Source organism: Neisseria sicca 4320, assembly GCF_000193735.1.
GTDB classification, from domain to species: Bacteria; Pseudomonadota; Gammaproteobacteria; order Burkholderiales; family Neisseriaceae; genus Neisseria; species Neisseria sicca_E.
In genome coordinates this window covers 1-25889 of sequence record NZ_AEPF01000062.1, presented here as the reverse complement: position 1 = coordinate 25889, position 25889 = coordinate 1, and the positions used below count along the sequence as shown (strand labels likewise).

Annotated in this window: 25 protein-coding genes, 2 tRNA genes and 3 pseudogenes; 16 read left to right on the top strand and 14 right to left on the bottom strand. The window is 50.7% G+C overall.

All coding sequences use genetic code 11. The features are described from left to right. Positions 1-72: 72 nt before the first annotated feature. Together NSCA4_RS0107025 and dapE are read right to left on the bottom strand one after the other, a co-directional pair. Complete coding sequence (locus tag NSCA4_RS0107025; RefSeq protein WP_016687480.1) at positions 73-828, bottom strand: methylated-DNA--[protein]-cysteine S-methyltransferase; 756 nt, start codon at positions 826-828, stop codon at positions 73-75. A 78-nt stretch (positions 829-906) separates the two neighbouring features. Next, a complete protein-coding gene (gene dapE, locus NSCA4_RS0107020; protein ID WP_016687479.1) occupies positions 907-2052 on the bottom strand; it encodes a succinyl-diaminopimelate desuccinylase in 1146 nt (381 codons plus the stop codon). An 81-nt stretch (positions 2053-2133) separates the two neighbouring features. Between dapE and NSCA4_RS15055 the strand changes: the two are divergent. After that, positions 2134-2262: pseudogene (locus NSCA4_RS15055) on the top strand (IS5/IS1182 family transposase); the annotation flags it as partial. A 64-nt stretch (positions 2263-2326) separates the two neighbouring features. Here NSCA4_RS15055 and ylqF read toward each other — a convergent pair. The 9 genes and pseudogenes from ylqF to NSCA4_RS0106975 form a co-directional block, all read right to left on the bottom strand. After that, positions 2327-3268 carry a ribosome biogenesis GTPase YlqF gene (ylqF, locus tag NSCA4_RS0107015; protein ID WP_016687478.1) on the bottom strand — a complete coding sequence of 314 codons (942 nt, stop codon included), beginning with the start codon at positions 3266-3268 and terminating at the stop codon, positions 2327-2329. 156 nt (positions 3269-3424) lie between these two features. Beyond that, positions 3425-3655 (bottom strand): hypothetical protein, encoded by a 231-nt coding sequence (locus NSCA4_RS0107010; protein ID WP_016687477.1) that lies wholly within the window; start codon positions 3653-3655, stop codon positions 3425-3427. Between the two features lie 148 nt (positions 3656-3803). Further along, positions 3804-4658 carry an RNase adapter RapZ gene (rapZ, locus tag NSCA4_RS0107005; RefSeq protein ID WP_016687476.1) on the bottom strand — a complete coding sequence of 285 codons (855 nt, stop codon included), beginning with the start codon at positions 4656-4658 and terminating at the stop codon, positions 3804-3806. Beyond that, complete coding sequence (gene hprK, locus NSCA4_RS0107000) at positions 4639-5601, bottom strand: HPr(Ser) kinase/phosphatase (RefSeq protein WP_003743927.1); 963 nt, start codon at positions 5599-5601, stop codon at positions 4639-4641. Before hprK ends, rapZ begins: the two co-directional genes overlap by 20 nt. 3 nt (positions 5602-5604) lie before the next feature. Then, positions 5605-6054, bottom strand: a complete 450-nt coding sequence (gene ptsN, locus NSCA4_RS0106995) for a PTS IIA-like nitrogen regulatory protein PtsN (RefSeq protein WP_003743926.1) — start codon at positions 6052-6054, stop codon at positions 5605-5607. Positions 6055-6489: 435 nt separating this feature from the next. Further along, positions 6490-7409: pseudogene (gene ubiA / locus NSCA4_RS12935) on the bottom strand (4-hydroxybenzoate octaprenyltransferase). Between the two features lie 467 nt (positions 7410-7876). Continuing rightward, positions 7877-8620 carry a pseudouridine synthase gene (locus tag NSCA4_RS0106985; RefSeq protein WP_016687475.1) on the bottom strand — a complete coding sequence of 248 codons (744 nt, stop codon included), beginning with the start codon at positions 8618-8620 and terminating at the stop codon, positions 7877-7879. Positions 8621-8736: 116 nt separating this feature from the next. Continuing rightward, positions 8737-9600, bottom strand: a complete 864-nt coding sequence (galU, locus tag NSCA4_RS0106980; RefSeq protein ID WP_016687474.1) for a UTP--glucose-1-phosphate uridylyltransferase GalU — start codon at positions 9598-9600, stop codon at positions 8737-8739. Between the two features lie 192 nt (positions 9601-9792). Next, entirely contained in the window at positions 9793-10422 is a 630-nt protein-coding gene (locus NSCA4_RS0106975) for a CoA pyrophosphatase (RefSeq protein ID WP_016687473.1), read from the bottom strand. Between the two features lie 175 nt (positions 10423-10597). Between NSCA4_RS0106975 and NSCA4_RS0106970 the strand changes: the two genes are divergently transcribed. The 12 genes from NSCA4_RS0106970 to NSCA4_RS0106915 all read left to right on the top strand — a co-directional run bounded on the left by NSCA4_RS0106970 (position 10598) and on the right by NSCA4_RS0106915 (position 21629). Further along, positions 10598-12457 carry a tetratricopeptide repeat protein gene (locus NSCA4_RS0106970; RefSeq protein WP_016687472.1) on the top strand — a complete coding sequence of 620 codons (1860 nt, stop codon included), beginning with the start codon at positions 10598-10600 and terminating at the stop codon, positions 12455-12457. Between the two features lie 53 nt (positions 12458-12510). Continuing rightward, entirely contained in the window at positions 12511-13098 is a 588-nt protein-coding gene (lolB, locus tag NSCA4_RS0106965; RefSeq protein ID WP_016687471.1) for a lipoprotein insertase outer membrane protein LolB, read from the top strand. Positions 13099-13125: 27 nt separating this feature from the next. Then, positions 13126-13971, top strand: coding sequence for a 4-(cytidine 5'-diphospho)-2-C-methyl-D-erythritol kinase (gene ispE, locus NSCA4_RS0106960; protein WP_016687470.1), 846 nt, complete (start codon positions 13126-13128; stop codon positions 13969-13971). Positions 13972-13977: 6 nt separating this feature from the next. Further along, positions 13978-14053, top strand: a tRNA-Gln gene (locus NSCA4_RS0106955). An 11-nt stretch (positions 14054-14064) separates the two neighbouring features. After that, positions 14065-14140 (top strand) — tRNA-Gln (locus tag NSCA4_RS0106950). 244 nt (positions 14141-14384) lie between these two features. Then, positions 14385-15368: a ribose-phosphate pyrophosphokinase gene (locus NSCA4_RS0106945; protein WP_016687469.1), complete on the top strand. Its 984-nt coding sequence runs from the start codon at positions 14385-14387 to the stop codon at positions 15366-15368. Positions 15369-15434: 66 nt separating this feature from the next. Continuing rightward, on the top strand, positions 15435-16007 hold the full coding sequence (locus NSCA4_RS0106940) for a 50S ribosomal protein L25/general stress protein Ctc (protein WP_016687468.1): 573 nt from the start codon (positions 15435-15437) through the stop codon (positions 16005-16007). A 345-nt stretch (positions 16008-16352) separates the two neighbouring features. Next, positions 16353-16670: a helix-turn-helix domain-containing protein gene (locus tag NSCA4_RS0106935; RefSeq protein WP_016687467.1), complete on the top strand. Its 318-nt coding sequence runs from the start codon at positions 16353-16355 to the stop codon at positions 16668-16670. 51 nt (positions 16671-16721) lie between these two features. Continuing rightward, positions 16722-19283 carry a [protein-PII] uridylyltransferase gene (gene glnD, locus NSCA4_RS0106930; RefSeq protein ID WP_016687466.1) on the top strand — a complete coding sequence of 854 codons (2562 nt, stop codon included), beginning with the start codon at positions 16722-16724 and terminating at the stop codon, positions 19281-19283. A 333-nt stretch (positions 19284-19616) separates the two neighbouring features. Next, positions 19617-20234 carry a PAQR family membrane homeostasis protein TrhA gene (gene trhA / locus NSCA4_RS0106925; RefSeq protein ID WP_016687465.1) on the top strand — a complete coding sequence of 206 codons (618 nt, stop codon included), beginning with the start codon at positions 19617-19619 and terminating at the stop codon, positions 20232-20234. Positions 20235-20352: 118 nt separating this feature from the next. After that, complete coding sequence (locus NSCA4_RS0106920) at positions 20353-21246, top strand: DMT family transporter (protein ID WP_016687464.1); 894 nt, start codon at positions 20353-20355, stop codon at positions 21244-21246. A gap of 23 nt (positions 21247-21269) precedes the next feature. Next, positions 21270-21629 (top strand): SpoIIAA family protein, encoded by a 360-nt coding sequence (locus NSCA4_RS0106915; protein WP_016687463.1) that lies wholly within the window; start codon positions 21270-21272, stop codon positions 21627-21629. 68 nt (positions 21630-21697) lie between these two features. Here the strand turns inward: NSCA4_RS0106915 and NSCA4_RS0106910 are convergent, their stop codons facing one another. Together NSCA4_RS0106910 and NSCA4_RS0106905 are read right to left on the bottom strand one after the other, a co-directional pair. Then, positions 21698-21922 carry a hypothetical protein gene (locus NSCA4_RS0106910; RefSeq protein ID WP_016687462.1) on the bottom strand — a complete coding sequence of 75 codons (225 nt, stop codon included), beginning with the start codon at positions 21920-21922 and terminating at the stop codon, positions 21698-21700. Between the two features lie 82 nt (positions 21923-22004). Then, positions 22005-22208 (bottom strand): cold-shock protein, encoded by a 204-nt coding sequence (locus NSCA4_RS0106905; protein ID WP_016687461.1) that lies wholly within the window; start codon positions 22206-22208, stop codon positions 22005-22007. A gap of 311 nt (positions 22209-22519) precedes the next feature. Between NSCA4_RS0106905 and clpS the strand changes: the two genes are divergently transcribed. Next, positions 22520-22831, top strand: a complete 312-nt coding sequence (gene clpS, locus NSCA4_RS0106900; protein WP_016687460.1) for an ATP-dependent Clp protease adapter ClpS — start codon at positions 22520-22522, stop codon at positions 22829-22831. Position 22832: 1 nt separating this feature from the next. Then, entirely contained in the window at positions 22833-25118 is a 2286-nt protein-coding gene (clpA, locus tag NSCA4_RS0106895; protein WP_016687459.1) for an ATP-dependent Clp protease ATP-binding subunit ClpA, read from the top strand. A gap of 68 nt (positions 25119-25186) precedes the next feature. Here the strand turns inward: clpA and NSCA4_RS0106890 are convergent, their stop codons facing one another. Next, positions 25187-25552 carry a transcriptional regulator gene (locus NSCA4_RS0106890; protein WP_016687458.1) on the bottom strand — a complete coding sequence of 122 codons (366 nt, stop codon included), beginning with the start codon at positions 25550-25552 and terminating at the stop codon, positions 25187-25189. Positions 25553-25696: 144 nt separating this feature from the next. Between NSCA4_RS0106890 and NSCA4_RS14630 the strand changes: the two are divergent. Next, positions 25697-25889 (top strand): annotated as a pseudogene (locus NSCA4_RS14630) (hypothetical protein); the annotation flags it as partial.

Genomic DNA, 25889 nt, shown 5'->3' with positions numbered 1-25889 from the left:
AGTCAGGTCGGATTTTCGAATCCGGTAATTTCAAGGCGTTATCGGATACCAGTATCCGACTTACCTCCCAAATCAAAACAAGGTCGTCTGAACTTCGCCGCGCTCCAAAGCAAGCAGCGACTGTTTGCGGTTCAAGCCACCTGCGTAGCCGGTCAGCTTGCCATCACTGCCGATGACGCGGTGGCAGGGAATCAAGATGGACACTTTGTTCTGCCCGTTGGCGGCGGCAACGGCGCGGACGGCTTTAGGATTGCCCAAACGCTGCGCCTGCTCCTTGTAGCTGCGCGTTTCGCCATAAGGAATCGCCAAGAGCGCATCCCATGCCTGTTTTTGAAATTCGGTACCAATCTGCTCCAAAGGCGTGGCAAAGGTTTTCAGACGACCCTTGAAGTATAAGTCTAATTCCTGCCGCAGAAGTTGCGTTCGCTCATCTTCCCGAAACACAAACCGCCCGCGCAAGGCTTTTTGGACGGCGGTAATTTCCTGCTCCATATGCTTCTGCCCGACAAACTCCAGCAAACACAAACCCTTACCGCCAAACACCGCCAGCATCTCGCCCAAAGGCGTAGCAATGGCGGCTGCGGTCAGTTCGTTCGGACTGTCGGGATAACTCGCTTCCAACAAACGGATGGCGCGGCGGATACGGACATATTCTTCAGGCGCGCAGCCGATACGGTCGATAAAATCCTGCTCGAACTGCTTAGCGTCGTGTTCCGTAAAACGTTCATGCAGCAGGGCTTCGAGGTCGTCTGAAAAATCTGTTTCCAGCCACTCGCGGATTTCATTCCATTTTGAAGGAAGGTCTTTCAAAGAAGGTAGGGTAATCATGTTTTACCTTTTATCTCACCAGGTATCGAAGTCAAACCAAAATAGCAGTATAGCAATACTGCCACTGCCCTACCGTTTTCAGACGACCTTTTCAGCCAACAACCGCGCCAATATCCCCTCATACACCGCAGACAGCTTCGGAATGTCGTCCAGCCGCACGTTTTCGTTGATTTGGTGGATGGTGGCATTGGACGGGCCTAATTCGATGAGTTCTTTCGCAATGGCTTTAATAAAGCGTCCGTCCGAAGTGCCGCCGGTGGTGGACAATTCGGTCTCTACGCCGCAGGTTTCAGCAATGACTGCGCGTGCCACGTCGGTCAGTTTGCCCGCGTGGGTCAGGAAGGGCTGCCCCGAGCACGACCACTGCAAATCGTATTGCACGCCGTGTTTGTCCAAAATGGCGTGGACGCGTTGTTTCAGCCCTGCTTCGGTGGACTCGGTGGAGAAGCGGAAATTGAATTTGACGTTCAGCTCGCCCGGAATGACGTTGGTCGCGCCTGTACCGCCGTTGATATTGGAAATTTGAAAGCTGGTCGGCGGGAAGTATTCGTTGCCTTCGTCCCAGACTTCCTGCGTCAGCTCTAACAAGGCAGGGGCAAAAGTATGGACGGGATTGATTGCCAAATGCGGATAAGCAATATGTCCTTGCTTGCCTTTGACGGTCAGGTTGCCCGACAGCGAGCCGCGCCGGCCGTTTTTAATCATATCGCCCAATTTGTCCACGGCGGTCGGTTCGCCGACGATGCAGTAGTCGATAAGCTCGTCGCGCGCTTTCAACACATCGACGACTTTGGTCGTGCCGTCCAGCGCGTCGCCCTCTTCGTCGGAAGTAATCAGGAGTGCAATGCTGCCTTGATGGTCGGGATGTTCGGCAACGAAGCGTTCGCAGGCGGTAACGAAACAGGCGATGCTGGTTTTCATGTCCGCCGCGCCGCGCCCGTATAATCTTCCGTCGCGCTCGATCGGCTCGAACGGGGGCGAATCCCATTTTTCAACAGGGCCTGTCGGCACGACGTCGGTATGCCCTGCAAAACAGACGACGGGAGCTTTCGTACCGCGTCGCAACCAGATGTTTTTGGTGTCGCCGAAATGGAGTTCTTCAGCCGCAAAACCGATTTTGTGCAGGCGTTCGGCAAGCAATTTTTGGCAATCTCGGTCGTCGGGGGTAACGGACGAGCGGGAAATCAACGCTTTGGCGAGTTCTAGGGATTGGGTTTCGGTCATTTTTTGGTTTTCTTGTTGATTGTGAATATTTGGAACAGGTCGTCTGAAAATCAGTTTCGGGTTTCAGACGACCTTTTAATAGCAAATTATAGTGGATTAAATTTAAATCAGGACAAGGCGACGAAGCCATAGACAGTACAGATAGTACGGCAAGGCGAGTCAACACCGTACTGGTTTAAAGTTAATCCACTATATATAGCGTCCGATGCTTGAATTCATTCCTATACGGAAATGGAGACACGGAATATTTTCTATTTTAGCCCACCACACCGCCCTACTCGTCCGCAGGCTTCTGCCCTTTGCGTTCTGCCTTTCTGGCTTCGCGAATGGCTTTGAGTTCGGCTTCTTTTTGGCGGGCTTTTTTGAGCCATGTTTCCCATTGGTTCGGCGTTTCGAGGGTGATTCTGCCGATTTTGCCTTCGCGGAAGTCGGTGAGGATGTTTTCGGCGGCTTTTTGGTAGTTGACCCGTCCGCCGCTCAAGACTGCGCCGCGTTTTTTGGCTATCCACTCGAGCCATGAGTTGTCATCCCAGTGGCTGCTGGGGTCTTTGTCGGCTTGGTAGCGTTCTTGCAGCATGGGGAGGTAGTGGCGGCGGAGGTAGTCTAGAAGCTCGAGGGCGACTTCTTCTTCGTCTAACGCATTGCGTCCGACTGCGCCGCCGGCGGCGAGGTTGTAGCCGCCTTCTTCGACGATGATTTTCGGCCACAGCATTCCGGGGGTGTCGTAGAGCCAGAAATCGTCGGCGAGGAAAAGGCGTTGTTCGGCTTTGGTGATGCCGGGTTCGTTGCCGGTTTTGGCGGATTTTTTGCCTATCATGCCGTTGATGAGGGTGGACTTGCCGACGTTGGGGATGCCGCAGATGAGGACGCGCAGGGGTTTGTCTATGCCTTGGCGGTGGGGAATCATGGCGCGGCAGGCTTGGGTGATTTTGCCGTGTGCGCCGGTTTCGGAGGAATCGAGGGCGATGGCGCGGGTGTCGGGGCGGCTGTTGTAGTGTTCGAGCCAGATTTTGGTGCGCTCGGGGTCGGCAAGGTCTTGTTTGTTGAGGATTTTGAGTTTGGGTTTGCCTTTGGAAAGCTGGGCAAGCAGGGGATTTTCGCTGGAGGCAGGCATACGCGCGTCCAGCATTTCAATCACCATATCGACGCTTTTGGTGCGTTCGGCGATGGCTTTTTTTGCTTTGTTCATGTGGCCGGGAAACCATTGGATTGCCATGTTTTGTTCTTTCTGTCTGATTTGCGGTGGGGTCGTCTGAAAAGTGGTTCGGCGGTGTTTTCAGACGACCTTGAGGTTTGTCCGTTTTCTGTGCAAAGGTCGTCTGAAAGCCTACGCGGTTTTTCAGACGACCTTTTGGTTTGGGGCGCTCAAGGTTTAGAGGTTGCCGTGTTCGTAGCGGTAGTAGCCGGCTTCGTCCATACATTGCTCAAGGGATTTGGATTCGCGTCCGTGTTTGGCGTCGTGTTGCGCTTGTGATTTGCAGATGTTGATTTGACGGGAAACTTCGGCTTCGCTTGCGCCGGTGCGGTGCCAACGGTAGGCGGGAATTTCTGTGGCGCAGGCGGCGAGTGTGCAGGCAAGTGCGAGGGTGATGATGTGTTTCATGGGTTTCTCCTTTTATAGTGGATTAAATTTAAACCAGTACTGCGTTGCCTCGCCTTGCCGTACTATCTGTACTGTCTGCGGCTTCGTCGCCTTGTCCTGATTTAAATTTAATCCACTAAATATCGAAAAGGTCGTCTGAAAAGGGGAATCAGCGTCCGGATAGGTTGTGCGCCTGTCTGTGGCGGACCAGCAGTTCGTAATGTCCTTGCAGGCGTTGGGCGAGTTTTTCAACGACATAGACGGAACGGTGCTGCCCGCCGGTACAGCCAATGGCGATGGTCACATAGCTGCGGCTTTCTTTTTGCAGGCGCGGGAGCCAGTGGTTCATAAAGTGGTCGATGTCGTCCACCATTTCCTGCGCCAAGGGCTGCTGGTCGAGATACTCTTGAATGGGAGCGTCCATGCCAGTGTAGGGGCGCAGCTCGGGATCGTAATAGGGATTGGGCAGGCTGCGCATATCGAACATGAAATCGGCGTTGTTCGGTACGCCGTATTTAAAACCGAAAGACTCAAGGATAACCAAAAGCCCTCTGCGCTCGATGTTGAGCCATTGTTGAACGGCGTAACGCAGTTGCTGCGCGTTCATTTTGGATGTATCGATGCAGTAAGCGATGTCTTTGAGCGGAAACAGCCATTCGCGCTCTTTTTGCAGGCTTTCCAACAGGGTAAGGCTCAATCCGGACAGCGGATGGCCGCGCCGCGTTTCGGAAAAACGGCGCACCAGTACGCTTTCTTCTGCTTCAACAAACAATACTTCGACCTGATGGCCTTCATCGCGCAGGTATTGGATTTGCTCTTGCGCTTCCTGAATGTTGATGCCGGAACGGACATCGACGCTCACGCCGAGCTTGGTTTCATCGGCGCGTTCTATGTGGTGCAGCACCAGCGAAGGCAGCATTTCCAACGGCAGGTTGTCCACGCAGAAATAGCCGAGGTCTTCGAGCTGCTTGAGGGCAACGGACTTACCCGAGCCGGACAATCCGCTAATCAGGACGATTTTCATGGTTTTGTTCGTTTTCTTTGAGTTGTGTTTGATGGCGTTCGAGGAATTCTTTGGTGCTGTCTTTGCCGCGCAACTGGAGGATGTAGTTGCGCACCGCCGCTTCAACCAATACCGCAAGGTTTCGACCGACGGCGACAGGCAGGGTGACGGAACGGACATTGACGTTGAGAATGGACTCGGTTTCCGTGCGTATGCTCAAGCGGTCGAGCTGCTTCATGTAATCGTCGTCGGCAGCGGCAAGGTTGATGATCAACTGGAGGATTTTTTTCGGACGGATGGAGGTTTCTCCGAAAATGTGGCGGATGTTGAGTATGCCCAAACCGCGCACTTCAAGGAAATCGCGCAGCATTGGCGGGCAGCGGCCTTCAAGCGTTTCGGGGCCTGTGCGGAAAAGCTCGACCGCATCATCGGCAATCAGGCTGTGTCCGCGCGAAATCAATTCTAACGCCAACTCGCTTTTACCCAAGCCGGAATGACCGGTAATCAACACGCCGACTTCAAATACATCGAGGAATACGCCGTGTTTGACGATGGAAGTCGCCAGCGTGCGTTGCAGATAAATCCGCAACACGTCCATCAAATACGGGCTTTCGAGCTTGGAAGTCAGCAGCGGGATGTCGTTTTTATGGCAGTAGTCGCGCAATTTGGGCGAAACCGCCAGACCGTTGGCAACGATGACCAGCGACATGGGGATGTCAAAGAGTTCGCCGAAATCGTAATTCAATTCACCCGATTCGAGGCGCTTGAGATATTCGGCTTCGGCAACGCCGACGACTTGGATTTGATTGGGATGGATAAAATTCAAATGGCCGACCAACGCCAAAACGGGTTTGTCGGCCTCTACTCCGATACGGTTGTCCGCACCCGAATTGCCTGCCGCCCAAGCAAGTTGGAGCTTGTGCTGATTATCGGAAAACAGGCGGCGGACGGATATACTGGGCATTCTTTACTCTTCTGCCAGAAGTTTGCGCACCTCCTCGGCAGAGGTCGCGGACATCAAGGCTTCACGGACGGCTTTTTGCGAGAACCTGCCCGCCAGTTTGGACAAGACTTCCAAATGCTCGCCGGTCGCATTTTCCGGCACCAACAAAGTGAAAATCAGGGATACGGGTTTGCCGTCGGGCGCATCGAAAGCGACCGGTTCTTTCGTGCGGATAAACGCGCCGGTGGCTTTTTTCACGCAGGCATGACGGCCGTGCGGAATGGCGACGCCCTGACCCAAGCCGGTCGAACCCAGCTTTTCGCGGGCAAACAGGCAGTCGAAGACATCGCCGTGAGGTAATTCTGCTTCATGTTCAAGCAGCAGGCCCGCTTCTTCAAACAAGCGTTTTTTGCTGCCGACTTCCAAGTCCAAAACGATATGGGACAAAGGCAAAATTTCGCCGATAAGGCTCATAGAAATCTCTTTTGATGTGGCAAAATGAAATCGAATTGTACCGACTGTCTGTACAAACCTCAATCCTAAACACTCAATTTACACTCAGATTGCTAACAAGAAACGCTGTTTCTTTGATATTTCTTAACTCATACACAAGGTCGTCTGAAAACGGCGGCAAGTGGTTTACCGCAGGTTCGGATACCAGATATAGTGGATTAACAAAAATCAGGACAAGGCGACGAAGCCGCAGACAGTACAGATAGTACGGAACCGATTCTCTTGGTGCTTCAGCACCTTAGAGAATCGTTCTCTTTGAGCTAAGGCGAGGCAACGCCGTACCGGTTTAAAGTTAATCCACTATAAAACCCAGCGCCATCATCAATCCGCCCTTCCCCAAAAAGCAAAACGTCGTCTGAAAACCTTTTCAGACGACGTGTTATCCATTCTATTGCCCTACAACCGCGTAGCAGCCACAGTCCACAAATAATGCCCCGACAGACCCAAGAACCAGAGCAGACCGATATGGTTGTTATCCAAAAATACTTTAAAACAAGTCTGGCGGTCGCGCGTTTTGATGGCACGGTATTGACCGATTTGCAGCCACGCTACCGCAGGCAGCATGATCCAGTACGGCCATGTCGCGCCGATTTTCACACCCAACACCGCCATCAGCGCGGTAAACCAAAAATGGCAGAGCATGGATGCGGAAATATCATGCTCGCCGAACGTGATTGCCGAAGTTTTGATCCCGATTTTCAAATCGTCTTCTTTGTCCGCCATCGCATAAATCGTGTCGTAGGCAAGCGTCCATAAAGCATTGGCGGTAAACATCAACCACGCCGTAGAAGGCACGCCGCTGCGGACGGCGGCAAACGCCATCGGAATCCCGAAAGAAAACGCCAGCCCCAAATAAAACTGCGGCAGCGGGAAAAAACCGTTTGGTAAAAAGGATAGGTCATCGCCAGAAACAACGCGGGAACGCTCATCACCCAAGTCAACAGGTTCAGCGGCGTCATGCAGAGGGCGGCGAGCAGACAGAGGATGACGGTCAGCAGAATCGCTTCTGTTTTAGAAACCAGCCCGCGGGCAAAGGGTCGGTTTTTCGTGCGCTCAACCGAACCATCAAAATTGCGGTCGGCAAAGTCGTTGATCACGCAGCCTGCGCTGCGCATAAAGAATGTACCGGCGGTAAACGCCCAAAAAATATCCGCCTGCGGAATGCCTTCCGAAGCAACCCATAACGCCCAATAGGTCGGCCAAAGCAGCAACAAAGTGCCGATGGGCTTGTCGATGCGCATCAGCTTGCCGTATACCAAAATGCGGGCAACGGCGTGGCGGTTGAGAAAATGTAGGAGAAAACGTCTTATCTTCATGTAGGTAATGTCAATTTCACAGCAAATCCGAAATGTAATTTTTTGATGCGCTTATTTGATGCGCTTATCGTATCTGCCACGGCTTTATTAGAATTGGGATTTTTTTATAACTTATCAATTGAAACTTATTTATTATTATAAGCTATTTTCATAGATGATGATGGAACTTAAACATTTATAACATAAAATTAAAATATCTGAATTTTATGAAGAATGGAGGGCAGAAAGAGCTATGGCAAAAAAGAAACCTTCTCGAATAAAAATATAATGATTATTAATAAACAATTCCGAAAGTATTATTTAACCGTATACCAGCCGGGGCAGGGCGTACTTTTGTAAATGCAATTCACTGTTATAAATAAACATAAGCAAGATTTGAGATCCCAAAACCAAGGTCGTCTGAAAATGTGTCGCAATTTTCAGACGACCTATTCCTGTTGTACTGCAAACAGCAGCGGTTAACACGTTTAAAACGATTCATCCGCCCGCAGATAACGCCATTTGCCGGGGGGCAGTTTACCCAGTTTGACTTTACCCATCCGAATCCGCTTCAGCCCGACAACGCGCAAACCGACGAGTTCGCACATACGGCGGATTTGCCGCTTTTTGCCTTGTTTCAACACGAAACGCAGTTGGTCTTCGTTTTGCCATTCTACTTTGGCAGGACGCAGTTTCTCGCCGTCCAGACTCAATCCGTGGTTAAGCAGGGCAAGTCCTTTTTCGTCCAATTTGCCGCGCACACGCACCAGATATTCTTTTTCGCTGCCACTGTTTTCGCCGATAAGTTGCTTGGCGATGCGCCCGTCCTGCGTCAACACCAGCAATCCGACGGAATCAATGTCCAGCCGTCCGGCGGGCGCCAAGCCGAATTTGTGTTTTTCGCTGAACGGAATGCGGCTGTCGTCGCCTTCCCAGCGGTTGTCGGCGGTAATCAGCTCGGCGGCGGATTTATAGCCTTTTTCCGCCTGCGCGCTGACGTAGCCGACGGGCTTGTTGAGCAGGATGGTGACGCGCTCCGCCTGTTTTTCATGCGCCTGCCGGTTGAGGTCGATGCGGTCACGTTCGGTTACTTTCTGGCCGAGTACGGCGGTTTGCCCGTTGACCTTGACCCAGCCTTGCTCGATGTAGCTGTCTGCCTCGCGGCGCGAGCACAAGCCCAATTGCGCCATACGCTTGGAAAGGCGCATGGTTTCTTCGGATGTATTGTCCATAATATGTCTGAATTTAAAAGAGAAAACAGATTATATCACTTCAATAGGAAAGGTCGTCTGAAAAGAAATCAAGAGACTCTTTCAGACGACCTTATCTTTTCAAGACTAGATCAGGCTTAAGAATATTGTTTTAAGAGTTCGCGGAACTGCGCACCGGTTTCCGGATGTTTCAAGCCGTAGGCGACGGTAGCTTCGAGATAACCCAGTTTGCTGCCGCAGTCGTAGCGTTTGCCATCGAAGGCATGGGCGAGGACGAACTCGTGATCCAACAGGCGGGCAATGCCGTCAGTCAGTTGGATTTCGTTGCCCGCGCCGCGCGGCAGGTTTTCCAGCAGGCTGAAAATACGCGGAGTCAGAATATAACGACCGACAACGGCAAGATTGGACGGTGCTTCTTCAGGTTTCGGTTTCTCTACAATATTGGTAATCCGTTGTAAGCTGTTTAATTTTTCCACTTCTACAATGCCGTAAGAGCCGGTTTGTGACGGATCGACGGTTTCCACGCCCAAAACGCTGTTGCCGCTTTGATTGTAGATATCGACCATTTGCTTCAGTGCGCCTTTGGGTGCGTCAATCAGGTCGTCGGCGAGAATAACGGCAAAGGGTTCGTCGCCCACTGCGGCACGAGCACACAATACGGCGTGTCCTAAACCCAAAGCCTCGGCTTGACGAATGTAAAGGCAGGTAATGTTAGAAGGCAAGATGTCTTTGACGTGTTCCAGCAGCTTGTCTTTTTGACGCATTTCCAGCTCGGTTTCCAGCTCGTAGGCTTTGTCGAAATGGTCTTCGATGCTGCGTTTGTTGCGGCCTGTAATGAACACCATTTCTGTGCAACCCGCTTCTACTGCTTCTTCTACCGCATATTGAATCAACGGCTTATCGACGATAGGCAGCATTTCTTTCGGACTGGCTTTGGTGGCAGGCAGAAAGCGCGTACCCATACCGGCTACGGGGAAAACGGCTTTTTTAATCGGTCTCATAAACTTTCCTCTTACTTTATATTTCAAAGTACCAGCTATCCGGGCGCACAATAATTCGTCGGCTTCATTCCCAGACCACATTGTCAAAAAAAATGATTTTGTAATAATCATCAATGTGTTAATTTTATCATGACACAATTTCACTGTAATAACTCCAACAGTAAAGCACAGCAAAATCCTGTATCCGTATTTTCACTTTATACCCTTCCGAATACCCTTCCGACCGGCACAATAATACCGGTAGCGTTCTGCCAACCCATACAATATCAGTGCAGTCAACCCCCAAATATCGTAGTGCAAATACGGCAAAACAGGCGTAGCGATCATATTGCCTTCATAGATGAAGCTGCGGCTGCTATAGTTGTCCATATCTAATGCAAAATCCAATGGCAAGTAGAAGATTTCAGCCACTTCACCACTATTGACGCAAGTTGGCGGATTTTCCGGACAGAGTGCCAAAACCGGATGCACTTCATAACCGGACGGCGTGTAATAAGGCGGCAACAGTGGAAAAACCTGCCAAAAATGCGGTGCAATCCCCGTCTCCTCTTCAGTTTCACGCAATGCCGTCACAATAAAGTCTTTATCCCCTTCGTCTGACCTGCCGCCGGCAAAAGCAATCTGCCCGGTATGGTGTCGCAGGGTATCGGCGCGACGCGTCAGCACAATTTGCCACCGCCCTTCTCGCCGAACGACTGCCAGCAAAACGGCGGCTGTTTTACCTTCCTGCCGGACAAAACGGTTTCGTTCCTCTTGCGCTATGCTGGCATAACGAAATGCCTGCCCGAAAAAATCCACAAGATCGTTCTGCCTCATCTCCATATACAGACTCCGAAAAGAATGATTGATAGGTCGTCTGAAAAAAGAATATTACATTAGGTTTACGGTTACTTAAAGCTCAGGAATCTACAAAGACAAGCGCTTGTGATAAAGTATCGGCTGTTTTCACGACGGATTATCTGCGCTTCAGTCCGTTTTTTTTGAATAAAGGCTTATCATGTTTTTGTCTCCGTCCCATATCCGCACACTGACAGCCGCCGTCATGCTGCTTTTTTCTGCCCAAACCACCGCCGCCAAAAAAGAATCTGTACCAGAAGTCAAAATCCAATCCCAAACCATTCAGAAAAAAAACCGCCGCACGCCTGAAGCAAGGCTCGCGGAACAAGAACGCTTGATTGCTGCAAACGATCGCGCTTGGAAAGTTTTCACGCTTTTAGGCGGCGAGATGGCCTTGCAAAAAGGGGATGCCGGTATGGCTTTGGGCACCTATATGCATATGCTTGACCGCACAAAATCACCCGATGTAGCAGAACGCGCATTGGAAATGGCGGTTTCACTCAATGCATTCGAACAGGCCGAATTGATTTATCAAAAATGGCGGGAAATCGAACCTGTTCCGGGTGCAGCGCAAAAACGCATGACCTGGCTGCGCGACCTTCTACTCGGAAAAAACGACAAACGCCTCAGCGGCTTGGATGAAGTCCTTGCAGGCGCTACCGAAGAACAAAACCGCCGTATTTTCCTACTTCTGGCCCAAACCGCCGTCCAGCAGCCTGATTTAGCAGAAAAGGCCTCGGCACAAGTTCATAAAGAAACACTCAAATACCCTGAAATGCCTGAAGCAGCGATTGCAGATGCCATTTACAGCGCATACGACGGCAAGAAAAAAAATGCCATTGCCGCCCTGCAAAGGCTCGCCAAACTGGATTCAGAAATCCTGCCTCCGACCATGCTCACCTTGCGCCTGATGGCGCAACGCAGTCCGGAAATCCTCAACGGATTCTTCGAACAAACCGACACGCGCAAACTGTCATCCGTATGGCAGGAGCTTGAAATCACCAACCTGGTTGCCAACCACCGCCCCGACAAGGCATACAGTCGTCTGAAAACGTTACTGGAAGACAACCCCTCGCCCGATTTGTTTATCCAGGCTGCGATACTTTCCTCCAGCCGTAAAGATGACTTATCCGTTGTCAACCATTACCTCGAAAAAGCCTACCAATCCGGCACAAGCCAACAACAAAGCCGTGCCGCCCTGATCGGCGCCATGACTTATGCCGATGCCAAAGATTACGTCAAGGCCAAACAATGGCTCGGCAAAATCAATTCTGCGGATTACATTTTCGACAAAACCGTTCTCGGCGCTTCGCTCGAAGCCGAACAAGGCAACGGCAAAGCCGCGTGGGAATTGGCACAACGTGCGCTCAAACTGCCCGAGCAGCAAGGACGCTTTTTCGGTGCGCGCGAATTGCAACGTGTTTCCCTGTTTGCCATCGCCAAACACGACAACCCTAAAAAAGCACTATCAGAGTTGAATACACTCATGGCAAAAGCTTCCAAACAGTCTGATGCCAACCAACTGCTGCCCGACATCCTCTATCAACGCGCCATGGTTTACGACAAAATTGGAGAGCGCGACAAAGCCATTGCCGACCTTCGCCGCCAGTTGGAAATATCCCCCGACAGTACCAGCGGTATGAATGCACTAGGCTACATCATGCTTTCTTCCCCGAAATATGATTTAAACGAAGCATTCAAACTGATTCAGGCCGCGTATCAGGTTGAGCCGGAAAATCCCGCCGTCAACGACAGTCTCGGTTGGGCATATTATCTGAAAGGCGATGCCGAAACCGCCTTGCCCTACCTGCAATACGCCTTCGAACAATATCCCGACGCCGAAGTCGCCTCGCATTTGGGCGAAGTTTTGTGGAAGCTCGGCAAGCAAGAAGATGCCAAAGCCGTTTGGACCGAAGGTTTAAAACAAGAAGGCGACATCGGTTTATTGAAAGAAACCATGCGTCGATTCAACATCCCCGCTTCCCCGCGTAAAAACCACCCTTCCGCTAAAACAAAATAAAAACAGGTCGTCTGAAAACTTTTCAGACGACCCTCCCCTGCACAGGATTTATCATGAAACAGACCAATATATTATCCGCAGCCGCCCTAACCCTCCTCATCACCGCCTGCGCCCGCCCCGAGTTCCCGCAGCAAAATGGTTGGCAACCGGCTGAAACAGTCAACGATTTTTCTGCCGAAGGACGAATCGCCGTCAAACTCGAAGGCAAAGGCTCTTACGCCAACTTCGATTGGACATACCAAAACCAAGTCCAAACCATCAACATCAACACCCCGATCGGCAGCACCGTAGGGCAGTTGTGTCAAGATAATCAAGGCGTATTGGCTGTCGATAACAAAGGCCGTACATATGAAGCCGCTACCGCACAAGAACTTAGCAACCGCCTATTGGGATTCGAACTCCCCATTCAATACCTACACATTTGGTCAAGCGGAAAACGTGTAGCCGGCGCACCATACCAACTGCTCCCGGACAGCCGCCTGCAACAATTCGACTGGACAATTTCCCGCACACTCAACAGCAACGGCAAACCCAAAACCCTCCTATTGGAAAGTCCGAAACTCACTCTGCGCTTGGCATTTGACAATCTCGACGATCATCCCGAGGGCGACACCCAAACCCAATGTGCCGCCAGAAAATAACCATCTTGCCAGACAACCGTAAACAAAATGATTCCAAACGAAGCACAAGCCTTTCCGGCTCCTGCCAAACTCAACCTAGATCTCAGAATCACCGGGAAACGCACAGACGGCTACCACAACCTAGAAAGCATTTTCTGCCTGATTGACTTATGCGATACCGTTTATCTGAAACCACGTTCAGACGACCTTATCATACTCCACACACCGACAGGCGATATTCCACCGGAACAAGACCTGGCATACCGTGCCGCATCTTTACTGCAAAAACACACTAACTCAAAATCAGGTGTTGAAATTTGGTTGGATAAAAAAATCCCGACAGGCGCCGGCTTGGGAGGAGGCAGTTCGGATGCGGCAACCGTACTCACCGTATTGAACCATTGGTGGGAATGCGGATTATCCCGCCAACAGTTAATTGATTTAGGTGCGACCCTGGGGGCAGATATTCCCTTCTTCATTTTTGGCAAAAATGCCTTTGCCAAAGGCATAGGCGAGCAATTATCCCCTATCGACATACCGAAGCAATGGTATGTCGTCATCAAACCCAAGGCCCATGTTTCCACTCCCAAAATTTTCTCGCATAGGAACTTGACACGAAATTCCAAACCAAGCATAATGCCGACTTTCCATTCTTTGCAGCCATTCAGGAATGATATGCAGGCTGTTGTTTTTGAGGAATATCCTGAAGTTTGGAAAGCTTATTGTGAATTATCCAAATATGGTTCTGCGCTAATGACAGGATCTGGAGCGTGTATATTTCTCTCTACGGATAGCCAGCAAAAAGCAAATAATATATACCAACAAGTTTCACAATCATATGAAGCATATTGTGTTGAAGGTTTAGACGTTCATCCTTTGTTTCGAATGATTTGATAAAGTTGGGGAGTCGTCAAGCGGTTAAGACACTGGATTTTGATTCCAGCATGCGAAGGTTCGAATCCTTCCTCCCCAGCCAAGCACCCTTTTTGGGGAGTCGTCAAGCGGTTAAGACACTGGATTTTGATTCCAGCATGCGAAGGTTCGAATCCTTCCTCCCCAGCCAAATAAGAGCGTGTAAGTTTCCTTACACGCTCTTTTATGTTGAAAATCAATGATAACGCTGAAAAACTTTGTTTTATAGTGATAAATTTGGATTGAAATGAGGCGCGATAGCGATGTAGCGCCACAAATTTAATTCACTATGCCGGTCATTATGCGTATAATAACGCCCATAATGTCTTGGACATAAAGCAGAGGGAAGCATGACGTTTTCTGAGCGGAAGTTAAACATAAAATCAGGTGAAGATATGGCTGCATACGACAGTTTGATGGTATTTACCGGCAACGCAAATCCGGAATTGGCCCAACGTGTTGTCAAACACTTGGATATTTCATTGGGCGAGGCCACAGTATCCAAATTCTCAGATGGCGAAATTGCTGTCGAATTGATGGAAAACGTTCGTGGTCGTGATGTTTTCATCCTCCAGCCTACTTGCGCTCCAACCAACGACAACCTGATGGAAATCCTTACTATGGCTGATGCGCTGAAGCGCGCCTCAGCCGGTCGTATTACCGCAGCAATTCCCTATTTCGGCTATGCACGGCAAGATCGCCGTCCGCGTTCTGTGCGCGTTCCGATTTCCGCCAAACTGGTTGCGAATATGTTGTATTCGGCAGGTATCGACCGCGTTTTGACTGTTGATTTGCATGCCGACCAAATTCAGGGTTTCTTTGATATCCCTGTCGACAACATCTATGCCACTCCTATTCTGTTGAATGACATCAAACAGCAGCGGATTGAAAACCTGACCGTAGTCAGCCCGGATATCGGTGGCGTAGTCCGTGCCCGTGCTGTGGCAAAATCATTAAATGCCGATTTGGCGATTATCGACAAACGCCGCCCGAAGGCCAATGTGGCGGAAGTTATGAACATTATTGGCGACATCCAAGGTCGTACCTGTCTGATTGTAGATGACATGATTGACACTGCGAATACGCTGTGTAAAGCCGCCGTCGCTTTGAAAGAGCGCGGAGCGGAGCGGGTCTTGGCTTATGCCAGCCATGCCGTATTCTCCGGAGAGGCAGTCAGCCGTATCGCCTCGTCTGAAATCGACCAAGTAGTCGTTACCGACACTATCCCTTTGTCTGAAGCGGCCAAACAATGCGACCGTATCCGTCAAGTGACGATTGCCGGTCTTTTGGCTGAAACGGTCCGCCGCATCAGTAATGAAGAATCCGTCTCATATCTTTTCAATGAAGAAGTGATGACAGGCAGCATGTTGCTGCCATAACCCCGAAGCCGTCTTAAGCTGGTCGCGGCCGATGACGGTAGTTTTATTTAATTTGGAGTATTTAACATGACTTATGAAATTCAAGCCTCTGTTCGTGAAGCACAAGGCACTGGTGCGAGCCGCCGCCTGCGTCGCGAAGGCCAAATCCCCGGCATTTTGTACGGTGAAGGTCAAGAGCCCGTTGCAATTGCTGTGGATCACAAAACCGTATTCTACGCATTGGAAAAAGAATCTTTCCACACTGCACTGATCAAACTGTCCCTGAACGGTGAAACCAAAGACGTTATCGTCCGTGATTTCCAAATGCACCCGTTCCGTCGCGAAGTTCAACATATCGACTTCCAAGCCGTTAAAGCCGACCAACCTGTACGCATTCGCGTTCCTCTGCACATTATTAACGCTGAAAGTTCTCAAGCCGTGAAACTGCAAGGCGGTCGCGTATCCTTGTTGAACACTACTGTTGAAGTGGTTGCTCGGCCTGACAATATTCCTGAATACTTAGAACTGGACTGCGCTGAAGTAGTTGCCGGCGATATCCTTCACTTGTCTGACATTCAACTGCCTGAAGGTGTAGAAAGCGTTTCTCTGAAACGTAACGAAAACTTGGCGGTTGCTTCTGTCACCGGTAAAAAACGTTAATTCTCATACACAAAAAAGCTGCTCTATTCTATATAGAGTGGCTTTTTTTATATCCTTACATAAATATTTCATAAGTCTACAGCTACTTGATTTGAATCAAAGCTCCAAATTGAGTTTCATTTATAATCGCTGACATTGGAACTGAGACAACACTTCTCAAAGTCCTTTAAAGATTTTCTGATAAGTAGATGAAACATCTGCTTTGATTTAATACTCTCTATCTCTTTCCTCTTGATGTGTGTGTGTTTGGGTGTGGCTGTTGCCACCCCTTTTTTTGGTTTTTATGTGAAGTAAAATCCGTAACAGCAAATTCTTTTATTTAAACTTTTATCCGGAAACAAAATCATGAGCAATAAATTGACTCCGCCTGCCGAACTGCCTGACGAGCAGGATTTACGGGCGGTATTGGCGTACAACATGCGGCTTTTCCGCGTGAATAAGGGTTGGTCTCAAGAAGAGCTTGCGCGGCAATGCGGTTTGGACAGGACTTATGTATCGGCTGTGGAGCGCAAACGCTGGAACATTGCGTTGTCGAATATTGAAAAGATGGCAACGGCTTTGGGCGTAGCGGCGTATCAGTTGCTGCTGCCGCCACAAGAATTGCTAAACCTGATGACCAATCCCTCTGATGCCAAACAGAGGTCGTCTGAAAACGATATTTGACCGCCGAACCACCTTTAGCCTTACGCCCTCCATAACTCGAAAGAATAAAAAATGTCTGCAAACCTGTCTTCAGCATTGGAAACCTTCAAACAGCAACGTGATGCCGCCGAAGCGCATTATTTGAAAGCCAACCGCGTGTCGGTATTTTTCAGAGAATACACGGCGGCAGTCGAAACCTTGCTGTCGGCACTTTGGGACAAACATTTCCAAAACAGCGGTTTATGCCTGATGGCAACCGGCGGCTTCGGGCGCGGCGAGTTGTATCCTTATTCTGATCTGGATTTGGCGGTCGTGTCGTCTGAAACCGTTTCAGACGACCTTCAAGAGAAAATCGCGGCATTTGTACAGGATTTGTGGGACATGAAACTTGCGCCGTCGGTCAAAAGCGGCAGTATTGACGAACTGTGTGAAAGCGTGCGCGATGATATTACGGGGGATACGGCGTTTTTAGAAGCTCGTTTTTTGTTCGGCAACCGCCAGGCAGCAGACGAGTTGACGGAAAAAATGAACGCGCAACGCAATGTAGCGGCGTTTATCGAAGCAAAACTGGTGGAGATGGAACACCGCCATGCCAAATCGCAAGGTTCAGGGGCGGTATTGGAACCGAACATCAAAAGCTGTCCCGGCGGGCTGCGCGACATCCACACCCTGCTTTGGATAGCGAAAGCGCAAGGTTTGGCGGCCAATCTTCCTGAGTTGGTACAACAAGGTATTCTGACGCGCACCGAAGCCGGTATGCTTTCACACGGCTACCGCCGCCTCGCCCACATCCGCATCCATCTGCATTTAAACGCGAAGCGCGCCGAAGACCGGCTGCTGTTCGATTTGCAGCCGCAAGTCGCCGAAAGCATGGGCTATCAAGGCTTGAACCTCCGCCGCCAAAGCGAAGAACTGATGCGCGTGTTTTACCGCGCGATTAAAACCGTCAAACAACTGAGCGGCATCCTCACGCCCATGCTGCAAAGCCGCGTTTCCTCCACGCCGATGCGCGTTACCCTGCGGATTGACGACGACTATATCCAAGTCAACAACCAAATCGCCGCGCGGCACACCGATATTTTTTTCAGACGACCCGAACACATTTTCAAAATCGTCGAAATCATGCAGCAGCGCAACGACATTACCGCGCTCGAACCGCAAACCCTGCGCGCATGGTGGGGCGCGACGCGCAAAATCAACCGCAGCTTCTACCAAAATCCCGAAAATCGCCGCCGCTTCGCCGGTTTTTTCCGCAGCGGCAACGGACTGACCCAAACCCTGCGCTTTCTCAACCTCTACGGCGTGTTGGGCCGCTATCTGCCCGCGTGGGAAAAAATCGTCGGTCTGCTCCAACATGACCTGTTCCACATCTATCCTGTGGACGACCACATCCTCGCCGTTGTCCGCAACGTCCGCCGCCTTGCCTTGGATATGCACAGCCACGAGCTGCCCTACGCCTCCGCGCTGATGCAGTCCTTTGAAAAACAGGACATCCTCTATCTCGCCGCCTTCTTCCACGACATCGCCAAAGGACGCGGCGGCGACCATGCCATACAAGGCATCGCAGACGCGCGCCAATTTGCCGCCGACCACTTCCTGACCGAAGAAGAAAGCGACCTGCTCGCCTGGCTGGTCGAAAACCACCTGCTCATGTCCACCGTCGCCCAAAAAGAAGACATCCAAGACCCCGACGTACTCGATGCCTTCTGCAAACGCGTACAAACCCACGAACGCCTCAGCGCACTCTACCTTCTGACCATCTCAGACATCCGCGGCACCAATCCCAAACTGTGGAACGCATGGCGCGCCAGCCTGTTGGAAAGCCTGTTCCACACCGCCGGACGCTACCTCGCAGGCAACGGCGGCAACCCGCACACCCTCTTCGGCCGCCGCCAACAAGAAGCCGCCGAATTGCTCACCCGTGCCGCCGTCCCCGAAAAACAGCAGAAAAAACTATGGAACGCGCTCGGTTCCGCCTACTTCGCCCGCCATCAGTCCCGCGAAATCCTGTGGCACGCCGCAAACCTCGTACACGACTTTGAAACTCCCATCGTCCGCAGCCGCATCCTGCCCAAAAGCGACAGCTTTCAAGTCATGGTCTTCATGCCCAACGGCCCGCGCTTGTTCGCCCGCCTCTGCCGCATCTTCAGCCGCCACGGCTTCGACATTCTCGCCGCCCGCGCCTTTATCACCGAACACGACTACATCCTCGACACCTTCATCGTGCAAATCCCCTCGCAACACGCCCCCGAAGACTACCCCGACATCCAAAGCGCGCTCGAAGCCGAACTCAACAGCTTTATCCACGGACACACCGTTACCGAAACCTCCAGCCACAGCCGCCGCATCAGCCGCCGCAGCCGCTACATGCCGATCGCACCGAGCATCACCATCACCCCTGAAGAAGACTATCCCGACTGGTATTCCGTCGAAATCACCGCCGTCAACCGCCCCTTCCTGCTCGCCGACATGGCGGAAGTCTTCTTCGCCCGCAACGTCAGCCTGCGCTACGCCAAAATCTCCACGCTGGACGAACGCGTCGAAGACAGCTTCATCGTCTTCAGTCCCGATTTGAAAAACCCGAAAACACAGTCATCGTTGAAACAGGCTTTGTTGGAACAATTGTCGGTGTGATGGTTGGATTTAAAGGAAAAGCAAGAGGTCGTCTGAAAACCTGTTTTCGATTTTCAGACGACCTCTTTTTTTGGTTTGGAGATAGTTTTAAATCAGGAACCTATTTCTTTCGTTTGCCTGTTGATGTAAATCCGACTGAGGCAACAGGCAATCGCACATACGGTTTCTTCTCTATTCGAATCCAGCACAAATGGCTCTCTACACATCAAAAGGTCGTCTGAAACCAAAATTTGTTTTTCCAGACGACCTTAACTTATCTTTATCCTTTTATCCTAGCCCCGCCTTTGCCTTTCGCGTACACTTTCTACACCTAAAGAAATGAGAACTACTCTTATGTATCACGGTGAACGTTTCAATGCGTACAGCCATTTGGCAGGCTCGATGCTGGCAGTGGCGGCATTAGTGCTGATGACTGTCAAGGCAAACGGTCCCTACCAACTTGCCTCGGCACTCACCTACGGTATCTGCCTAATCCTGCTCTATCTTGGCTCCACGCTTTACCACAGCATTCCTCAGCCCAAAATCAAAGCGATTTTGCAAAAAGTGGACCACTGCATGATTTACCTGCTGATTGCGGGCAGCTATACCCCGTTTACGCTGATACCCCTTAAAGGCGGCTGGGGGTGGTCATTGTTCGGCGTATCCTGGAGCTTGGCACTCTTCGGCATTATTCAAGAACTGACTATCGGCAGGAAAAGCGAAAAACGGCTGCTCTCCATGATGATTTACGTCATTATGGGTTGGCTGATTTTGGTTGCCGTATCGCCACTGGTCCGTGCCCTTCCCTTTGCCGGGCTGTTTTGGCTGACGTTGGGCGGTATTTTATACAGCGCAGGCATTTATTGGTTTGTTAATGATGCCAAAATCAAACACGGACACGGCATCTGGCACCTATTCGTTCTAGGCGGCAGCATAGCGCAGTTTCTCTGTATTTATTTCTATGTTCTTTAATCCGTCAAAAGGTCGTCTGAAAACAAGATATACTTTTCAGACGACCTTTTTAAATATTTATTCCCCGAAGACCCCTACATCATTATAATGAACGCCCCACCTATCCGTTAATATCGAAATGAACCAAACTGCGATTAAGGATCCGCTCGGTTCCGCATGGATTATCATCGCCACACTCGGTTTTACCGTCATGAATCTCTGCATCAAAGCGGCAGCGGGAAAATTCGGCTTCAGCAGCGGCGAATTGGTTTTCTGGCGCATGAGCTTTGCAGCCGTCATGCTTGCAGCCATAGCGAAAATGCGGGGAGACACATTTGCCACGCGGTATTGGAAAATCCACCTCAACCGCAGCGTCATCGGCACAGCAGCGATGTTGTGCCTGTTTTATGCCGTTACCCACCTGCCGCTGGCAACAGGCGTAACCTTAAGCTACACCTCGTCGATTTTTTTGGCCGTGTTCTCATTTTTGATTTTAAAAGAACGGATTGCATTTTATACGCAGGCAATATTGGTATTCGGCTTTATCGGTGTTGTCCTACTGCTAAACCCTTCATTCAAAAGCGGACAAGAAATTGCCGCATTGGCAGGCTTGGCTGGCGGAGCGATGTCGGGCTGGGCGTATTTGCAGGTACGCGAATTGTCCCTGCTTGGCGAACCGGGCTGGCGGGTCGTGTTTTATCTGTCGGTAACCGGCGTTGTCATGTCGTCGATTTGGGCGACGCTGACCGGCTGGCATTCCTTGTCTGCCGAGGCATTACCCTACTTGGCAGGTATCGGACTGTCCGCGACAATCGCCCAACTCTGCATGACCCGCGCTTATAAAGTCGGTAACAAATTCACTGTCGCTTCACTGTCCTACCTGACTGTCGTTTTCTCCGCATTGTCAGGCGTAATGTTTTTAGGAGATAGCGTTACTTGGCAGGAAACCTTTGGTATGATTATTATTGTAGCAAGCGGCGTATTGAGCGGTATCCGGCCGGTTGCGATTAAAAAATGGTTTTCAGGACATTAACGTCCTCAAACAAGGAGAGCATGATGATTTCCATCCGAGAGCAGTCTTATGGTTTGAATGTAGCGTTGTACAACGAGTTTACGCTGGACGACTTCCGCCAACTCGAATCCGCCCTGTTGGAAAGCAAACAAAAAATCCACCTGCCCGACATACTTTTGGATTTGTCCATGCTGAAAGACTTCACCATCGATATGGCGGTGGAACAAATAAAATTCCTCAATCAACACGAAAACGACTTCGGCCGGGTTGCCGTCATTACAGACGACATCTGGATCAAACTCGGCGCGCGCCTCTCCAGCCTCTTGACCAACCAACACCCCAAATATTTCGATGATGCCACAAAGGCTCAAGAATGGCTGCTGGCAAGCAACCTCAAACCTTAATCTCAAAAATAAACGGCACGCCAAGGCGGGTCGTTTTATTTTTTATTTCCCAAAACCTGAAACTGTTTTTACTTGCCCCCTAAATGGCGGCGGTAAAACCGGCCGATATCCGCTATCGCCTTTTCATCATTCGGCCTCAAATCGATTTTCAAATCGGCAAGCCGTATCAGCATCAGGTCTTCTTGTTCCGCCACCGCGCAGCTGACTTCCCCGCTGGTGCGCAGATGCCCGATGAGTTCGTCCAACTGCCGCAGGGCGTTTTCGTAGGCGGCGTTTTGTTTGTCTTCTGCCATAGGGGTTCCGTTTCTTATAGACAATAAAAAATGGCGGGGAATCAATCCCGCCATTATTCTACGGCATAAGCCGTACATTTATTTAAGCAGCCTGAATGTTAGCAGCTTGTTTGCCTTTAGGGCCGGTGGTTACTTCGAAAGACACGCGTTGGCCTTCTTTCAGGGTTTTGAAACCGTCCATGTTGATCGCTGAGAAATGAGCGAACAAATCTTCGCCACCTTCATCAGGAGTGATGAAACCAAAACCTTTAGCGTCGTTAAACCATTTTACGATACCGGTTGCCATTAGAAACTTCCTATACTTAAAAATTAACAAAATCAGCAAAATAAGGCATACAGCAAACTTAAACGTTCAGCGTTTCTCCCTAGCTTTATATACTTGGTCGATTGCCAGCTTCTGCTTAACCGCCTTTTTACATTTGTTAAGTCAAAACGTCAAGCCATATAAGGGAAAAAGTGAGAAAATGGCGAAAACAGACCAAAATACAACAGAAATTGGAATCAAACTATATAATCACCATATTTATAGATTCATCTGGTGTAAAACTTTCACAAGGTCGTCTGAAAACAAACCTTTTTGCACAAAGCCAAATATTTATGAACAACCCAAACACACATCACGAATCCGATACACTTTTAAGCGACCAAAAAACCGCCCCGCCGAAACGTTACGGCGTATTTTTGCTGAACGACGAATACACCACGATGGAATTTGTCGTCGAAATCCTGACCGAAATCTTTATGCTCGGAGAGGAGCAGGCGGTGGCGGTAATGCTCTTGGTTCATCACGAAGGCAAAGGCTTGTGCGGCACTTACACACAGGACATCGCCCAAACCAAACAACAACAAGTCATGCAGCGGGCAAAAGCCGAAGGGCATCCGCTGCAATGTATTGTCGAGGAGATTTAATATGCTTTCACCCGAATTAGAACAGATTTTGCAGCAGCTTTACCGCGAGGCGCGTAAAGCTCATTATGAATTTATCAGCCTCGAGCATCTGCTTTTGGTGTTAATCGAAGAAGATGCCTCCGTCCCCAACGTCCTCAAGCTCTGCGGCGCGGATTTGAAAGTGGTGTCCGAACAGCTCGCCGCCAGCGTTGCCGAAAATACCCCGCAGATTCCCGACCACCTTTTAGACACGGTCGAAACCCAGCCCACGCTCGGCTTCCAACGCGTCATCCAGCGGGCGATGGTGCATACCCAATCCGCAGGCAAAGGCTTGGTCGAGCCTTTGGATGTGTTGGTGGCGCTGATGAGCGAAACCGACAGCCACGCCGTCTATTTCCTCAAGCTGCAATCGGTTACGCGTTTTGAAGTTTTGCGCTGCATTGCCCACGGCGCAACCGAAGACGATGAACACAAAAGCTTTTCAGACGACCCCGACAATGATTCAGACGACCCCGTCGAGTCAAAAAGCGGCTCGTTGTCGGACTACACCGTCAACCTCAACGCTGAAGTCAAAGCCGGCCGCATTGACCCCTTAATCGGCAGAAAACACGAAATGGAAAGGCTGGTGCAAATCCTGTGCCGCCGCCGCAAAAACAATCCGCTTTTGGTCGGCGAAGCGGGCGTAGGCAAAACCGCGCTGGCGGAAGGCTTGGCGCATCAAATCGTCAATGGCGACATTCCCGACGCGCTCAAAGATGCCGAAGTGTACGCGTTGGATATGGGTTCGCTTTTGGCGGGTACAAAATACCGCGGCGACTTTGAAGCGCGGGTCAAATCTGTTTTGAAACAGCTCGAAAAAATCCCGCAAGCGATTTTGTTTATCGACGAAATCCACACCATCATCGGCGCAGGCAGCACGAGCGGCGGCACGATGGACGCGTCCAACCTGCTCAAACCCGCGCTGGCAAAAGGCTCGCTGCGCTGCATCGGCGCGACCACCTACGACGAATACCGCACCATTTTCGACAAAGACCACGCCTTAAGCCGCCGCTTCCAGAAAATCGACGTGGTCGAACCCACCGTTGCCGAAACCGTGCAAATCCTGCGCGGCTTGAAACCGATGTTCGAAGGCTTCCACCAAGTGCGCTACACGCAAGGCGCACTCGAAGCCGCCGCCGAACTCTCCGCGCGTTACATCAACGAGCGTTTCCTGCCCGACAAAGCCATCGACGTAATGGATGAAGCAGGCGCGGCGCAACGGATTTTGCCCAAATCCAAACAGAAAAAAGTCATCGGCAAAGCGCAAATCGAAACCGTCATCGCCAAAGTCGCGCGGATTCCTGAAAAAACCGTGTCAAACGACGACAAACAAGTTCTGCAATTCCTCGGTCGCGATTTGAAAAACATGGTTTACGGTCAGGAAAACGCCATCGACGCGCTGGTTGCCGCCGTCAAAATGTCGCGCTCCGGCCTCGCCCTGCCCGACAAACCCATAGGCTGCTTCCTCTTTTCCGGCCCGACCGGCGTCGGCAAAACCGAGGTCGCCAAACAGCTTGCCTACTCGATGGGCGTACCGCTGCAACGTTTCGACATGTCCGAATACATGGAGCCACACGCCGTATCGCGCCTTATTGGCGCGCCGCCGGGCTATGTCGGCTTCGACCAGGGCGGCCTTTTGACCGAAGCCGCCAACAAACATCCGCACTGCGTATTACTCTTAGACGAAATCGAAAAAGCCCACCCCGACATTTTCAACGTCCTCCTGCAAGTCATGGACGCAGGCAAACTGACCGACAACAACGGCAAGAGTGCCGATTTCCGCAACGTCATCCTGATCATGACCACCAACGCAGGCGCGGAAAGCCTCAGCCGCCCCAGCCTCGGCTTTACCGCCAAGCGCGAACGCGGCGACGAAATGCAGGCGATCAACAAACTCTTCACACCCGAGTTCCGCAACCGCTTGGACGCGATTATCCCGTTTGCGCCCTTGTCCGAACCCGTCATCGCCAAAGTCGTGGACAAATTCCTGCTCCAGCTCGAACACCAGCTCCTCGACAAAAAAGTCGAAGCCGAATTCACACCGGCATTGCGCAAATATCTGGCGGAAAAAGGTTTCGACCCGCAAATGGGCGCCCGCCCGATGCACCGCCTGATTCAGGAAAAAATCCGCAAACCGCTCGCCGACGAACTCCTGTTCGGCAAACTCGCCGACGGCGGCTTCGTGCGGATAGACTGGGATGCGGCAAAAGAAGAAGCCGTGTTGAAATTCAAGAAAAACAAAGCCAAACCTGAAGCAGCCGCAGTTTGACGGATAAAGGCAAAAGGTCGTCTGAAAACGAGATTTCCGTTTTCAGACGACCTTTTTTTGATTAAAACTCAATCCTCCGCTTTATGAAGCAACGTAATCAACGCCTCCTGCTTTTCCGGCGACAGCGCGCGGAAATATTTCAACAACAACGCCTCTTGAGGGGAAACTGCCCCACCTTCTTCCAACATTCGTCCGTGCCGCAGCCATTCTCCGCTGGTATCCAGCCATTTCGCCAGCGTTTCGATTTTATCGGGCGTCGGAATCGAACGTCCGACCAACCAATGATGGAAAGCCTGCGTACTGACGGATTGATTGGGATGGCGCAGATTAAAGCGGTTGGCAAGGCTGGCATTGGAAAGATTATCCAAACCCGCCAGCCTGATTGCGGTTTTCAAGCGTTCGCTGAAATCAATTTTGTCTTGTTCGGTATGCATAATCGAGAATTATGAATAGCCGACTGTTGCAAAATTTAACAGTTCTGTTGTTTTTGTAAATTATTTACTTGATATTTTCAAATGACTGGTTGATAATACACCTGCATTTCAATTATCAACCGAATCATTACAAAGGAAGCATCTATGTCTTTACAAAAAATAAGCGCAGTAACCGTTATCGCTCTAAGTCTGGCAGCCTGTGGCGGAGGTGGGGGAGGAACGCCATCTGCACGACCAACAGATACCAATATTGAAAATACAAAAGGCGAAGAAGCTCGTAAAGCCGAAGAAGCTCGCAAAGCTGAAGAAGCTCGCAAAGCCGAAGAAACACGTAAAG